The organism is Amycolatopsis albidoflavus (assembly GCF_039525725.1).
Classification (GTDB): domain Bacteria; phylum Actinomycetota; class Actinomycetes; order Mycobacteriales; family Pseudonocardiaceae; genus Amycolatopsis; species Amycolatopsis albidoflava.
In genome coordinates this window covers 877277-890944 of record NZ_BAAAHV010000012.1, presented here as the reverse complement: position 1 = coordinate 890944, position 13668 = coordinate 877277, and the positions used below count along the sequence as shown (strand labels likewise).

The window sequence follows — 13668 nt, the reverse complement described above, 5'->3', positions numbered from 1 at the left end:
GAGCGCCCGGGCAAGCATCCAGCCCGATCCCGTCCGGTTTCGGACAATGGCGGACGAGGGTGTATAACGCCCTATACGTCTCGGCTGGAGAGCGCGGAGGCGGCGGGACGCGTGCCGCGGTGGGAACGCGTGAGCGAGCCGGTGCAGACAGCGACCGCTGACCTGTACGTGGACTACGGACACTTCTCCGTCACCGACTACGCCGCGGATGTCCCCGAACTGGGCGCTGCCTACGCGAACGGCCTCGTCGGAGTGGATTCCGGCGGGGTGGCTGAAGAGGGATTCCTCCTCGTCCACAACATGATGGACGGCCCGCCGCAGGAACTCGACGAAATCGCCTACGTGGGGCCCGGAACCTACCGGGTGCGCGTGCACGCCCGCGGCCGCGACATCGCCCCTCACTCCCGCGCCGACACTCCCAACGAGCACTACCTGATCTCCGTATGGCCGGCACCGGAAACATCGCCGACCGTCCACAAACAGACCGACAGGTTCGGCCACGAAGTCCGTGCCCGGGAGGCGAAGCGGTGACGTCTCGCCGCACAAGCTGAAACGCGCGGACCAGTCGCTCGAGCGACCAGCAGGGCGACCCAGACAACTAGAGCCGGTTTCAGTGACAGGCACGACCTGAGACACGCACTAGACGTCCAGGCGACACCTGCCTACCGCGCTCACCACCGCGTCCCCCGCCGAAGAGCGCCGGGACCGCCGTGTTGAGATGACAACGTGATCACTGGTCCCGGCGGATTCCTGCTTCTCGTGCTGGCCGGGGTCGGGGCCGGGCTGACCGGCGCGACCGCGGGCCTCGCGTCGCTGGTGTCGTACCCGGCGCTGCTCGCCGCCGGGCTGCCGCCGGTGACGGCGAACGTCACCAACACCGTCGCGATGCTGGGAACGACGGCCGGGGCCGCGGTCGGCGCGCGTCCGGAGTTGAAGGGCCAGGGCCGCCAGCTGCTGCCGTTGTGCCTGATCACGACGGCGGGCGGGGCGTGCGGCGGGCTTGTGCTGCTCGTCAGCTCGCCGGACGCGTTCACCGTCGTCGTGCCGTGGCTGATCGGCGGCGCGTCGATCGTGCTGATGGCCGGGCCGCGGCTTCGGCGGATGGCCGAGCACCGCGAACACCGGGGGATCGGCCCGCTCACCGGGATCGCCGCGTTCCTTGTCGGCGTCTACGGCGGGTACTTCGGGGCCGCGGCCGGGGTGTTGATGCTCGCGCTGCTGACGACAGTGTGGAGCCAGTCGCTCGCCCGCACGAACGCGGCGAAGAACATCGCCACCGGCACCGCGAACCTGATCGCCGCGCTCGTCTTCGCCTTCACCGGCAAGGTGTTCTGGCCCGCGGCGATCGCGGTGTGCCTCGGGTCGGTGGCGGGGTCGTGGCTGGGCTCGGTGCTGGTGCGTTATCTGCCTGCGACGCCGTTGAGGATCGCGATCGGTCTGGGAGGGCTTTCTTTGGCAGCGGTGCTGGCTTGGCAGGCTTACTCAGGTTGAGCCACGCCGCCGCACGCACTCCTCGCCGCGGTTCCGGCGTGGCAAACCCCTTGATGCTGACGCGCGGCCTCCGATGCGGGCATAGTCGGCGGGGTACCCGAGCAGGAGGACAGATGAGCATTGTCGGCACCCGGGTGGTGCGCGTCGAAGACGAGAAGCTGATCACCGCGGGCGGAACGTACGTCGACGACCTCAGGGAGGAAGCGCTCGACGGCGCCGTGCACGCGGTTTTCGTGCGCAGCCCGATCGCGCACGCGCGGATCGCCGGCATCGACGTGGAGGAAGCCCGCACCGCGCCGGGTGTCGTCGGCGTCTACACCGCGGCGGACCTCGATCTCGAACCGGGCAAGGCCGGGCCGGTCGCGGAGCCGTTCCTGGCCGCGGACGTCGTGCGGTACGTCGGCGAGCCGGTCGCGCTGGTGCTCGCCGAGGAGCGGTACCAGCTCGCCGACGCGGCCGAACTGGTCGACGTGGACTACGACCCGCTCGAAGCGGTCGTGGATTTCGACGCCGCGCTCGCCGGGGAGACGCTGGTGTTCCCGGACCACGGCAGCAACGTGGTCCACTCGAAGGGCCCGGCGGAGTTCGACGATTCGGTGTTCGAGGGCTGCGACGTCGTCGTCACCGAGGACATCCTGAACCAGCGCGTGGCCCCGGCTCCGGTCGAGCCGCGCGGCGCGTCCGTCGCGTGGGGCGAGGACGGCCGGGCCACGGTGTGGCTTTCCACGCAGAACGCGCAGCTCGCTCGCGACCTCGTGGCCGGCGGGCTCGGCGTCGGCAAGGACCGGGTGCGGGTGATCGCGCCGGACGTCGGGGGCGGGTTCGGGGCGAAGATCGGCGCGGACCCGGAAGCGACGCTGCTCGCCTGGGCGTCGAAGCGCGCCGGTCGCGCGGTGCGATGGGCCGAGTCGCGCAGCGAGAACCTCACCTCGATGACGCACGGCCGCGCGCAGCGCAACACCGTGACCATCGGCGGCAAGCGCGACGGAACCGTGCTGGCGTACCGGCTCGACGTCCTCCAGGACACCGGCGCGTACCCGCGGGCACTGTTCCTCCCGTCGCTCACCGAGCTGATGGCCCCGGGCGTCTACCGCTTCCCGGTGGTGCAGACGCGAAGCCGCGGCGTGGTCACCACGACGACCCCGATCGCGGCCTACCGCGGCGCGGGCCGTCCGGAGGCGACCGCGGCGGTCGAGCGCGCGATCGACCTGTTCGCCGCGAAAATCGGGATGGACCCGGCCGACGTCCGGCGGGTCAACTTCATCCGTCCCGAGGAATTCCCTTACCAGACACCGACCGGCGGCTCCTACGACACCGGCGAGTACGCCGCGGCGCTCGACAAGGTGCTCGACGCGGCGGGATACGCGCAGCTGCGCGAGGAGCAGCGGAAGCGCCGCGAGGCCGGGGATCCGGTGGCGCTGGGGCTCGGCATCGCCTCCTACGTGGAGATCACCGGCGGCGACGCGGGAGGCGAGAGCGGCCGGGTCGACGTGCATCCGGACGGTTCGGTCACCGCGTGGACCGGAAGTTCCCCGCACGGGCAGGGCCTCGGGACGTCGCTGGCGATGCTCTTGTCGGACCAGCTGGGCCTGCCGCTGGAGAAGATCACCGTGCGGCACGGCGACACCGACGAGGTCCCGCGCGCGGTCGGCACCTTCGGCTCGCGGTCGCTGCAGCTCGGCGGTTCGGCGATCCGGCGGGCGGCCGAGGAGGTCGTCGCGCAGGCCCGCCAGGTCGCGGCGGAACTGCTCGAAGCCGCGCCGGACGACCTGGAGCTGGACGTCGAACGCGGCGTCTGGCAGGTCCGCGGCGCGCCGTCCAGCACGACGCTCGACTGGGCCAGGGTCGCCGCCGAGGCGGAAGGCTTCACCGCCGACGTCTGGTTCGGCGACGGCGCCCCGACGTTCCCGTTCGGCGCGCACCTCGCGGTCGTCGAGGTGGACACCGAAACCGGCAAGGTCGAGGTGCGCCGGCTGGTCGCGCTCGACGACGCGGGCCCGATCGTGAACCCGCTGACCTTCCGCGGCCAGCGGCACGGCGGGCTCGGCCAGGGCATCGCGCAGGCGCTGCTCGAGGTGATGAGCTACGACGCGGACGGCAACCCGACGACGGCGACGCTGGCCGACTACTCGTTCGTCACCGCGCCCGAGCTGCCCGATTTCGAACTGGTGGACATGGAGACGCCGACGACCCGGAACCTGCTGGGAGTCAAGGGAATCGGCGAGGCGGCGACGATCGGGTCGACGCCTGCGGTGCACAACGCGGTGGTCGACGCGCTCGCCCACCTCGGCGTGACGCACCTGGACATGCCGACCACCCCGCTGCGGGTGTGGACGGCGCTGAACGACGCTAGGAAGGCGAACTGACGTGCGGGTCTCGATCGAGGTGAACGGGAAGACGGTCGCGCAGGAGGTGCCCGACCGCACCCTGCTCGTGCACTACCTGCGGGACACCGCGGGCCTCACCGGCACGAACATCGGCTGCGACACGACGTCCTGCGGGGCGTGCACGGTGCTGCTCGACGGCGAATCGGTGAAGTCCTGCACGGTGCTGGCCGCGCAGGCGGACGGGCACGAAGTGACCACTGTGGAGGGTCTGGCCTCAGAAGACGGCCTGCACCCGGTGCAGCGCGCGTTCCGCGAGCAGCACGGCCTGCAGTGCGGCTTCTGCACGCCCGGCATGATGATGGCGACGGTGTCGCTGCTGAAGGAAAACCCGAAGCCGACCCGCGACGAGGCCCGGGCGGCGCTGGAGGGCAACCTCTGCCGGTGCACCGGGTACCACAACATCGTGAGCGCCGTGATCGAAGCGTCCGGCCAGGAGGTGACGCGGTGATCCCGGCTGGCTTCGCCTACCGGCGTGCGTCCACTGTGGACGAAGCGCTCGCGTTGCTCGCCGAGCACGGCGAGGACGCGAAGCTGCTCGCGGGCGGGCATTCGCTGCTGCCGTTGATGAAGCTCCGGTTCGCCGTGCCGGAGGTCGTGGTGGACATCGCGCCGTTGCGGGAGCTGAAGTTCGTCCGGGCCGAGGGCGACGAGGTGGTGATCGGGGCGTTGTCCCGCTATCACGACCTCGAGCACGACCCGGTGCTCGCCGAGCACGCGCCGCTGCTCGCGCACGTGTCCGGGTCGGTCGGCGACCCGCAGGTGCGCCATCGCGGGACGATCGGCGGGTCGCTGGTGCACGCCGACTCGGCGGCTGACCTGCCCGCCGCGGTCCTCGCGGCGGACGGCGTGCTCGTCGCGCGCGGGCCGGGAGGGGAGCGGCGGATTCCGGCCGCGGAGTTCTTCCTCGGGCCGTTCACGACGCCGCTGGAGCCGGACGAATTGCTCACCGAGATCCGGCTGCCCAGCCAGGCCGGACTCGGCTGGGGCTTCGAGAAGTTCACTCGCCGGGCCATCGACTGGGCGATCGTCGGCGTCGTGGTCGCCGGATGTTCGGTCGGCCTGATCAACATGGGCGGCACGCCGCTGCGGGCGTCGGCCACCGAACGCGCGCTGGCCGGCGGAGCCACCGCGGCGGAGGCGGCGAAACTGGCCGCGGAGGGCACTTCGCCGCCGGAAGAACCGCACGCCACGGCCGAGTACCGCCAGCACCTCGCCCGGGTCCTCACCGCCCGGGCCCTTGCCGCCGCCGGCGTCGCCTAGCCGTCCGTGAAGGGCTCCTTGAGGGAATCAGATTCCCTCAAGGAGCCCTTCACGGCTTTTCCGGGACCGGAAAGCGACGGCTGATTTCCGCCAGCGGCGGGCGGGCGGCGGTGGCCAGACTGGGCGGTGTGAACACGACTTTTCCTACGCACACGGCGATCGAGCCCGGAATCCTGTACTTCGGCACGCCGGTGGTGCTCATCTCGACGTCCAATGAGGACGGTTCGGCCAACCTCGCCCCGATGTCGTCGGCGTTCTGGCTCGGCTGGCGCGCGATGCTCGGCCTCGGCGCGCGGTCGAAGACCACGCTCAACCTCCTGCGCACCCGCGAATGCGTGCTGAACCTGCCGTCCTCGGCGATGGCCGCCGCGGTGGACCGGCTCGCGCTGACCACCGGGTCCGATCCGGTTCCGCCGCTCAAGGAGAAGCGCGGCTACTTCCACGTCGCGGACAAGTTCGGCCGCGCGGGGCTCACTCCGGTGCCGTCCGAGACGGTGGCGCCGCCCCGGGTCGCCGAATGCCCGGTCGCGATGGAGGTCGTGCTGGAGTCCGTGCACCCGTTCGCCGAGGACGACGAAGCCCAGCGCGGCGGCATCGTCGGGCTGGAGGTGCGCGTGCAGCGGGTGTTCGTGCACGACGACATCCGGCTGCCGGGCGCCGACGACCACGTCGACCCGGACGCGTGGCGGCCGCTGATCATGAGCTTCCAGAAGCTGTACGGGCTCGGGCCGCAGGTGCACGAGTCGACGCTGGCGCGGATCCCGGAGCGGATGTACCGCTCGCCGGACATCGAACGGGCGCGCGGCGTCTCCTGACGCCGTCCAGTCCACTGTGGAGCAACGAACCGGCGAAACGACGGCAAAGGACGGAAGAACAACTCGGTAAAACCGGGCACGGCAAGGGGCCGCCGCGATCCGCGGCGGCCTTTGTCACGTTTCTCGCACCCGGGAATTTCCGTCGCTTCCCGGCCGCGCGTCAAGCGGCGCGCACGGCGAAACCGCAGGTCGTGTCTGTTCGGACACGGCCCTCGGTACATTGGGGCAGCAGTCCCCGTGGTGATCACCGGCCCCTGCCGGACTGATAGTCTTTCCCCATTGCGAATCCCAGGCACGGCAACGCAATTCGGTGTCACTCACAAGGGTGCCGAAGCGGCCGTGCCCGACCCGGCTGTGGGAAGGATGCCCTCGGGATGGCGGACAGGTTCGAGTTCGTGCTCGACGTCGTCGAAGCTTTGGTGGTCGGGGAGGCGACCGGCGGGAACATCCGCCAGTTCCCGCTCCGGATCGGCACGGTGCCGGCGGAACCGGAGCGGTACGTGCGGGTCGCGAAGATCGTCAACGACGCGATCGAGGAGCGCAGGCTTTCCAGCGGCGACGAGCTGAGCCCGTACGTGCGCACCGCCTTCGAGCTGCTCGCGAAGCCGCGGGTCTCGGTCTCGGTCAGCGGGATCGACGGCCTCGGCGCGGACATCGCGGTGGTCGCGCTCACCGACGGCAGGCAGGCGCTCGGGATCACGCAGGACCCGAAGACCGACAAGCTGCTGTTCTCGCTCTTCGACGACGAGGAGCTCGTCGAGGTGATCGCCGGGGTGCTGCCGCAGGCGCGCCCGGCCAGCACCGGCGCGCACACGATCCGCCAGGCGGCCTCGCGGGAGGTGTCCGCGATGACCGCGCGCCGGCGGGCCGAGGCGGCCGAGGACGAGGAAGAGACCGACGCGTTCGGGATGATCGAGGTCAGCGGGCGCGTGCAGCCGCGCCGCCCGGACCCGCGGGTCTCCCGTCCCGCGGCCGGCGGGGTCGAGGTGCTCGAACGCGTGCTGGCGCAGCCGCGGCTCGGCGGCGGGCACATCGCGGTGAGCGGCTGGGGCCGCCGCGGCGAGCGGCGCGGCGGCGACCCGATCGGCTGGCTCGACACCGCCGACGGCCGCTACCTGATCACATCGACCGTCAGCGAGGCGGGCGACCTGACCGCGGAGTACGTGCCCGCCGGGCACCGCGAGCTCAAGCGCGCCGTGCAGCAGGCGGTTTCCGAGGTTTACTGACCATTCCACTGCAAGCGGCGACAGTTCACGAGGAGAACGAGGTCCCGATGACCGACGAGGCACCGATGGCGATGGAAGCGAGGACGGCCCCCGTGGCCCCGGTGGGCTTCTCGCTGCCCGCGCGCCAGCTGAAGACGCTGGCCGAGCGCGGATCGTTCGCGGTGGACGACAGCACCGGCGACAAGATGATCGCCGCGCTCCAGGGCGTGCTCGACGCACTGGAGGCGCACGTGCAGCTGATCGAGAAGATCGCCGGGGTCCCGGCGATGTCGAAGAGCCCGGCCGGGATGTTCGTCAGCAAGCACATGGCCGAGACCGCGCGCGACCAGCAGGGCCTGGTCACCCAGCTGCAGGCGGCGCACAAGGAGTTCCCGACCTACGTCGAGGCGATCAAGCTCGCGAAGAAGAACTACAAGGAGCGGGAGCACAGCTCCAAGGAGACCTTCGAGCGCATCCACCGCACCGCCGAACAGCAGGGCTGAAGGGGAGACCAGTGGCCGACAAGAAGCAACCGACCGCCGAGTCCGTCTCCGATCCGTCCTCGACGGACTACGACCCGGGCAACACCGCGCTCTACAACCCGACGCTGGACCCCTCGTCGAAGTACTACATCGGCCCGGTCCGCCCGGACGACGTGGCCTCGGGCGACCAGCTGCGCCAGGACGCCACCACGAAGATCGACGCGATCTTCAACGGCTGGCTGCTCCCGAACGTCCAGGGGAAGGCGCGCGACCAGCTGATCCAGGCGATGTACCAGCGGAACCTGGACGAGTCGAAGAAACATCTCGGCAAAGACCTCGAGATGCGCGATCCGGGCGCCGCGCCGCACACCGACTGGAAGAACGCGACGCACGAGCAGATGATCGACGCCATCACCACGCACGCCGACCCGGCCTCGGTGGCCGAGTCGTCGGAGGCCTGGGTGAGCCTCGGCAACGAGCTGGCGACGCACCAGAAGAACCTCGGCGACGCGATCAACGCGAGCACCTCGAACTGGAAGGGCGACGCCGGCGACGCGGCGCGCGTGCACCTCGCCAACGTCGGCAAGTGGCTCGGCACCACCGCGCAGGGCGCGACGCTCACCGGGCGCCAGCAGGAGGTCCACTCCCAGGCGCTCAACGAGACGCAGAAGGCGATGAACGCCAACCCGCCGGTGAAATTCTCGGCGCAGGACGCGAACAAGGTCCTGATGACGATCCGGGATCCGGCCGCGTACGTCGTGGCCTACTCCTCGGCCATGAAGACCTTCACCGACCAGCAGGCCGCCCGGGACCAGGCCGCGCAGATCATGACGCGGTACGACCAGACGATCGGCGGCGCGGTCGCCACGCCGCGGTTCGCCGAGCCGCCGAAGCTGCCCGCCGAGACGGACCGGTGGCGGCCCGCGACGCAGGGCACCCCGATGAAGCCCGGCGGCGGCGCGGGCGCTCCGGGCGGGGTGCGGGTCGGCCCGGACGGCCGCCCGCTCGGCCCCGACGGCAACCCGATCGGCCCGCCCGGCACCACGGTCGGCCCGAACGGCCAGCTCATCGGACCGGACGGGCGTCCGCTGGGTCCCGACGGCAAGCCGATCGGCCCGCCGGGGACGACGGTGGGCCCGAACGGGCAGCCGATCGGGCCCGACGGACGGCCGATCGGACCGGACGGCAAACCGTACGGCGGCGGCCCGGGCGGTGTCCCCGGAGGCCCCGGCGGACAGCAGCCCGAGCGCAGGTTCGACCCGGCGTCGCTGCAGATCCCGCAGGGCGGCCCCGGCGGAGCCACCGGCGGTCCGGGCGGCGTCCCCGGCGGGCCCGGCGGCTCGTTCCCGCCCATCCCGGACACCAACCCGGATTCGACGAAGGCGCAGGGCTTCAACCCGCCGAGCATCCCGCCCATTCCGGGTCCTGGCGGCGGCAACCCCGGTCCCGGCTTCAACCCGCCGAACATCCCGCCGATCCCGGGTCCTGGCGGCGGCAACCCCGGCCCCGGCTTCACCCCGCCGCCCATCCCGTCCTTCCCGACCGGCAAGGACGGCGACCCGTACAAGTCGAACCCGTACAAGCCGCAGCCGTTCAAGCCCTCGATCCCCGAGGGCCCCGGCGGGATCAAGCCCTACGAGCCGAAGCCGTTCAACCCCGGCAAGATCGGCCCGGACGGCAAACCGCTGTTCCCCGGCGGCGGCACCGGCCCGAGCGGCGAGAAGCTCGGCGGCATCGGCAAGGTCGGCGGCGTCAACGGCGAGAGCATCAGCAGCAGGCTCGGCGGCGGCGCGGGCGGTCTCGGCGGCGCCAAGGGCGGCCCGGGCTCCGGCGGCGCGTTCAGCGGCGCGGGCGGCTCCGGAGCGGCCGAGGAAGGCGTCGCCGGGCGCGGCGGCCCCGGCTCGGGCGGCGCCGGCGGCAAGGGCGCGACCGGCGCTCCCGGCATGGGAGCCATGGGCGGCGGCAAGGGCGGCAAGGGCCCGGAGGACAAGGAACACAAGGTCGCGAGCTTCGTCGAGTCGGACGACCCGTCGTTCTTCGCGCCCGACGAGGTCGTCGCCCCGCCGGTGATCGGCGACTGGAAGAACAAGGACTGGAAGTGAGGCGGCGATGAGCGGAGGCGCACAGGGGTTCCGCGTAGAACCCGACGACCTCGTGGCGCACGCGAGCCACCTGGACGGACTGGTGGACCGGCTGAACACCGCGGCGCAGGCGGCGAACTACGCGATGTCCGACGACGCGTACGGGCTGCTCTGCGCCTTCCTCCCGCCGATCATCAACCCGACCGGCGAGAAGGCGAAGGAAGCGATCAGCGGGGCGATCGAGGGCGTCCAGGCGACCTCGGACAACGTCCGGACGGCCGCGAAGTCCTACCAGGAGGGCGACGAGGGCCAGTCGAAGCCGTTCAAGAAGGTGGCGACCGAGGGGATGCTCAGCAAGACCGACAGCGGGGAGCTCAAGGAGCGGTTCCGCGTCGGCGGCGTGCAGGCTCCGACCGGGCAGAACGTGCCGTTCAACCGGGACGGCGTGCCCGCGGAGGCCCGGTACGACAGCGCGGAGCCCTTGCAGCCGAAGCAACGGGTCGATGCCGCGCAGCCGGTCGACCGGGGCGTTTCGCCGGACGAGACGTAGCGAGGCGGTGGCGCCCTCGCGGCGCCGCGGCGGGCGGGTACCGTCGACAGATGACGGTGCCCGTCGCGGCGAGGATGAGACCCGCCCGCAACGGCGCGGGTGACGGGATTCGAGGAGAACGAAAAGCATGACCAGCGCGGGTGGGCTGGGCGACCTGATCAGGGACCCCGACGACGCAATCCGGCGAATGGACGAATGGGCGGCCGGGTTCGCCCGCAAGGCGGAACGCTACGCGGCGGCCCAGCAGGAAACCGAACAGCTGCGGCTGACCGCGACGAGCCCGGACGGGACCGTCAAGGTCACCGTCGGGGCCGACGGGGTCGTGTCGGACCTGGTGTTCAGCTCCCGCACGCGCACCATCCCGCCGGAGGAGCTCTCCAGGATGGTGCTCGAGACCATGCGGAAGGCGCAGTCGGGCATCACCGACCGGGTGGCCGAGGTCATGGGCCGCAGCCTGGGCGACGAGGACCCGGACACCCGCGCCGTCATGCTCGATTCGCTCCGCAACCGCTTCCCGGACCCCGACCCGGATCCGGACGAGCAGCAGGACAGCGCGCAGGAGCAGCAGGAGCCGCCCGCCAAGACGCCGCCTCCCGCGGGCGGTGCGCCGCGTCCGCCCGCGACGCCGCCCGCGCCGGGCGGGCCCGCTTCGCCGCCGCAGGGCCGCCGTCCGGGCGGGATCGATCCGGACGAGCAGGACAACAATCCCTGGTGACTTTTGGTGCGCCCCGGCCTTTCCGGCCGGGGCGCACTGTCGTTTGTGGACGGTCCGATGTGGACTCGGCGGTGCGGGCCAGGCCGCGGTCGGCGATCAGCGCCGGGTACCCGCGTCCCAGAGAGGCTGGCGATGCGAGGCCGGTCCGATGTGGACTTCGGGGCTGGCGGCGCGACGAGGGGCCGCGCACCCTGCGGCCGGTTGGCGGCCGGATCCGATGTGGACTCCGGGTCACAGCACCTGTTTGCGGTCCGCGAGGTAGCGCAGGTAGAGCAGCGCCAGTACCGCTCCGACGACCAGAACATTGCCCCACTCCGCGGGGTTGGCGTAGGCCGGGCCGCACCAAGCGGGCTGGTCCGGGCCCGGGATGCACCTGAGACCGGGTTCGAAGGCGAAAAGCGGCAGGCACTTCAGAAACACCCCCACAGCCAGCACCCCGAACGCCACCAGCACCTGCACCGACCGCCGCGACACCGCAGACCCCCTTCTCGCAGAACACGAAGAAGATCGCCGGATCCAGCCGGGTCGTTACCCGATATGCCGGATTGTCAGAGCTGCGGCAGCGGAACCTCGGCAGCCAGGTCCTCCGGGGCGGAAAGCCGCCACGCCTCGTACACGAGTTCGGCCAGCTCGTCGGCCTCGATGCCGCTCAGCTGCACCACCACCCAGCCGAACCCGCCGGAGGTGAACTGCTCCTCGAAGACGTCCGGGCGTTCCGCGACGAGCGCCTGCTGTTCCGCGATGGTCTGCTTCAACCCGACGGTGTCGGTGCGCGGCCAGTGGTAGCCGAAGCGCTTGCCGCGCACGCTGAACGACGTGTAGTCGCGGCCGCTGCCGCGCTCGACCTCGCGCAGCTTGCGGATGATCCGTTCGAAATCCTTGCTCGGCACCGGTCCTGGCCCCCTCCATCGTGGACCCCGCCATCTTACGGCGGCGGATCCGGCGGGTTCGGCTTACGGTGGTGCGCGGAGGTGCCCGAATGTCCGAACCGTCCCGCGGCATGCCGCCCGCGATCGAGCCGATGCTGGCGTCGCCCGACGGCGGCACGCTGCGCGACGATCCGGCGTACGCCTACGAGTTCAAATGGGACGGTTACCGCGCGACCATGCGTGTCGCGCCGGACGGGGCCACGTTGCTGACCAGCCGCAACGACAACGACTTCACCACCAGGTTCCCGCAGCTGTCCGGCGCGCTCGGGGACGCGCTCGGCGGCCGCCCGGCCGTGCTGGACGGCGAGATCGTCGCCCTCGACGAGCGCGGCCGTCCCGATTTCGGGCTCCTGCAGAACCGCACCTGGCAGGCGGTCGCGTACTTCGCCTTCGACATCCTGAGCCTGGACGGCGAAAGCCTGCTCGACGCGCCGTACGAGGAACGCCGCGAGATCCTCGCCGAAATCGAGCCGCCGGACCGGCGCCTGGTCGCGATCACGCCCTGGTACCGGCACCGCGACCTCGCCGAAGACGGCATGACCCCGGCCGGTCTGCTCGATGTCGCGCGGAAGATGATGCTCGAAGGCCTGATGGTGAAGGCCCGCACGTCGCGGTATCACCCGGGACGGCGCAGCCCGGAATGGCTCAAACACCCGCTGGTGCAGACGACCGAGGTGGTGCTGGGCGGCTGGCGTCCGGGCCAGGGCCGCCGGGAAGGCACGATCGGCGCGCTGCTGCTCGGCGCGCACGACCCGGATTCGGGGGAGCTGCGGTACCTGGGCGACGTCGGCACCGGCTTCACCGACGCGATGCTCAAAGACCTTCAGAAGCAGCTGATTCCGTTGGAGCGCAAGACAAGCCCATTCGCCGACCAGGTGCCGCGAGACCGGGCGCGCGGCGCGCATTGGCTGAACCCGGAGATGGTGGGCGAGGTGGTGTACCGCCGCCTCACGCCGGGGGACGGCCGGCTGCGGCACACGGCTTGGCGGGGGCTGCGTCCGGAGCGGAGGCCGGATGAGGTCGAGGTTCCGGCTGCGCGATGAAGCGGGCGCGGCCAGGTCTGTCCGGACTCGGCCGCGCGGTCGAGGACATCCTTACCCGTCCTGCCGCAGCCCGGTAATCAGCAGCGCGGCGAGGCGTCGCGCGTCGTAACTGTCGTCCGCCTCCGCGCCGATGCACAGGTTCCCGACGCCGCGCATCAGGTGCACAGCCTCCAGATCGGTGCGGATTTCTCCGGCCTTCGCGGCAGCGTCGAGCAGTTCAGTGCACACCGGCACAAGCCGTTCGAGGAAATACGCGTGCAGCGCCTCGAACCCGCTGTGGTCGGATTGCATGATCCCGGCCAGCCCGTGCTTCGTGACGAGGAAGTCGACGAACAGGTCGATCCACTGCGCGAGCGCGGCGTGCGGGGACTCGTTGTCCGCCAGCAGTTTCGGCCCCGCGTCCGCGCACGCTTCGACCTGGTGCCGGTACACCGCGATGATCAGGTCCGCGCGGGTGGGGAAGTGCCGGTAGATCGTGCCGACGCCGACGCCCGCCCTGGTCGCGATGTCGCGCACCGGCGCGTCGACCCCGGATTCGACGAACACCGCCGACGCCGCGTCGAGCAGGGTTTTCTCGTTGCGCCGGGCGTCCGCCCGTTTCGCCCGGGCTCCCGCGTTCTCACCCACGTGCCACTCCCTCCGCGTGCCGCCGCTAGACAAGCGGAACAGTGTTCCGTATAGTTACCGGAGCAACGTTCCGTTTGCTCATG

Annotated in this window: 14 protein-coding genes and 1 pseudogene; 12 read left to right on the top strand and 3 right to left on the bottom strand. The window is 71.4% G+C overall.

Going from position 1 to position 13668, the window contains the following annotated elements:
• Nucleotides 1-129 precede the first annotated feature (129 nt).
• The 11 genes and pseudogenes from ABD156_RS22375 to ABD156_RS22325 all read left to right on the top strand — a co-directional run bounded on the left by ABD156_RS22375 (nucleotide 130) and on the right by ABD156_RS22325 (nucleotide 10986).
• Nucleotides 130-531, top strand: coding sequence for a hypothetical protein (locus ABD156_RS22375; RefSeq protein WP_344276820.1), 402 nt, complete (start codon nucleotides 130-132; stop codon nucleotides 529-531).
• Between the two features lie 195 nt (nucleotides 532-726).
• On the top strand, nucleotides 727-1491 hold the full coding sequence (locus ABD156_RS22370) for a sulfite exporter TauE/SafE family protein (protein WP_344276818.1): 765 nt from the start codon (nucleotides 727-729) through the stop codon (nucleotides 1489-1491).
• Nucleotides 1492-1604: 113 nt separating this feature from the next.
• The gene (locus ABD156_RS22365; protein ID WP_344276816.1) at nucleotides 1605-3857 is read left to right on the top strand and encodes a xanthine dehydrogenase family protein molybdopterin-binding subunit; all 2253 of its coding nucleotides are present in this window, start codon (nucleotides 1605-1607) and stop codon (nucleotides 3855-3857) included.
• 1 nt (nucleotide 3858) lies between these two features.
• Complete coding sequence (locus ABD156_RS22360; protein ID WP_344276814.1) at nucleotides 3859-4326, top strand: (2Fe-2S)-binding protein; 468 nt, start codon at nucleotides 3859-3861, stop codon at nucleotides 4324-4326.
• Nucleotides 4323-5138 carry an FAD binding domain-containing protein gene (locus ABD156_RS22355; protein WP_344276812.1) on the top strand — a complete coding sequence of 272 codons (816 nt, stop codon included), beginning with the start codon at nucleotides 4323-4325 and terminating at the stop codon, nucleotides 5136-5138. Before ABD156_RS22360 ends, ABD156_RS22355 begins: the two co-directional genes overlap by 4 nt.
• 128 nt (nucleotides 5139-5266) lie before the next feature.
• On the top strand, nucleotides 5267-5953 hold the full coding sequence (locus ABD156_RS22350; protein ID WP_344276809.1) for a flavin reductase family protein: 687 nt from the start codon (nucleotides 5267-5269) through the stop codon (nucleotides 5951-5953).
• Nucleotides 5954-6327: 374 nt separating this feature from the next.
• Complete coding sequence (locus tag ABD156_RS22345; protein WP_344276806.1) at nucleotides 6328-7179, top strand: ESX secretion-associated protein EspG; 852 nt, start codon at nucleotides 6328-6330, stop codon at nucleotides 7177-7179.
• 47 nt (nucleotides 7180-7226) lie between these two features.
• Nucleotides 7227-7661, top strand: a complete 435-nt coding sequence (locus tag ABD156_RS22340) for a hypothetical protein (protein ID WP_344276803.1) — start codon at nucleotides 7227-7229, stop codon at nucleotides 7659-7661.
• 11 nt (nucleotides 7662-7672) lie between these two features.
• A complete protein-coding gene (locus tag ABD156_RS22335) occupies nucleotides 7673-9742 on the top strand; it encodes a PPE domain-containing protein (RefSeq protein ID WP_344276800.1) in 2070 nt (689 codons plus the stop codon).
• Between the two features lie 7 nt (nucleotides 9743-9749).
• Nucleotides 9750-10049, top strand: a pseudogene (locus tag ABD156_RS22330) (type VII secretion target); the annotation flags it as partial.
• Nucleotides 10050-10398: 349 nt separating this feature from the next.
• Nucleotides 10399-10986, top strand: a complete 588-nt coding sequence (locus tag ABD156_RS22325; protein WP_344276797.1) for a YbaB/EbfC family nucleoid-associated protein — start codon at nucleotides 10399-10401, stop codon at nucleotides 10984-10986.
• A 231-nt stretch (nucleotides 10987-11217) separates the two neighbouring features.
• On the opposite strand, the gene ABD156_RS22320 is transcribed toward ABD156_RS22325, so the two are convergent.
• Both ABD156_RS22320 and ABD156_RS22315 read right to left on the bottom strand, forming a co-directional pair.
• A complete protein-coding gene (locus ABD156_RS22320) occupies nucleotides 11218-11460 on the bottom strand; it encodes a hypothetical protein (RefSeq protein WP_344276794.1) in 243 nt (80 codons plus the stop codon).
• Nucleotides 11461-11534: 74 nt separating this feature from the next.
• A complete protein-coding gene (locus ABD156_RS22315) occupies nucleotides 11535-11876 on the bottom strand; it encodes an MmcQ/YjbR family DNA-binding protein (RefSeq protein ID WP_037811366.1) in 342 nt (113 codons plus the stop codon).
• Nucleotides 11877-11965: 89 nt separating this feature from the next.
• On the opposite strand from ABD156_RS22315, the gene ligD reads away from it, so the two are divergent.
• The gene (gene ligD, locus ABD156_RS22310; protein ID WP_344276788.1) at nucleotides 11966-12958 is read left to right on the top strand and encodes a non-homologous end-joining DNA ligase; all 993 of its coding nucleotides are present in this window, start codon (nucleotides 11966-11968) and stop codon (nucleotides 12956-12958) included.
• 51 nt (nucleotides 12959-13009) lie between these two features.
• Here the strand turns inward: ligD and ABD156_RS22305 are convergent, their stop codons facing one another.
• Nucleotides 13010-13585 (bottom strand): TetR/AcrR family transcriptional regulator, encoded by a 576-nt coding sequence (locus ABD156_RS22305; protein ID WP_344276785.1) that lies wholly within the window; start codon nucleotides 13583-13585, stop codon nucleotides 13010-13012.
• Nucleotides 13586-13668 lie beyond the last annotated feature (83 nt).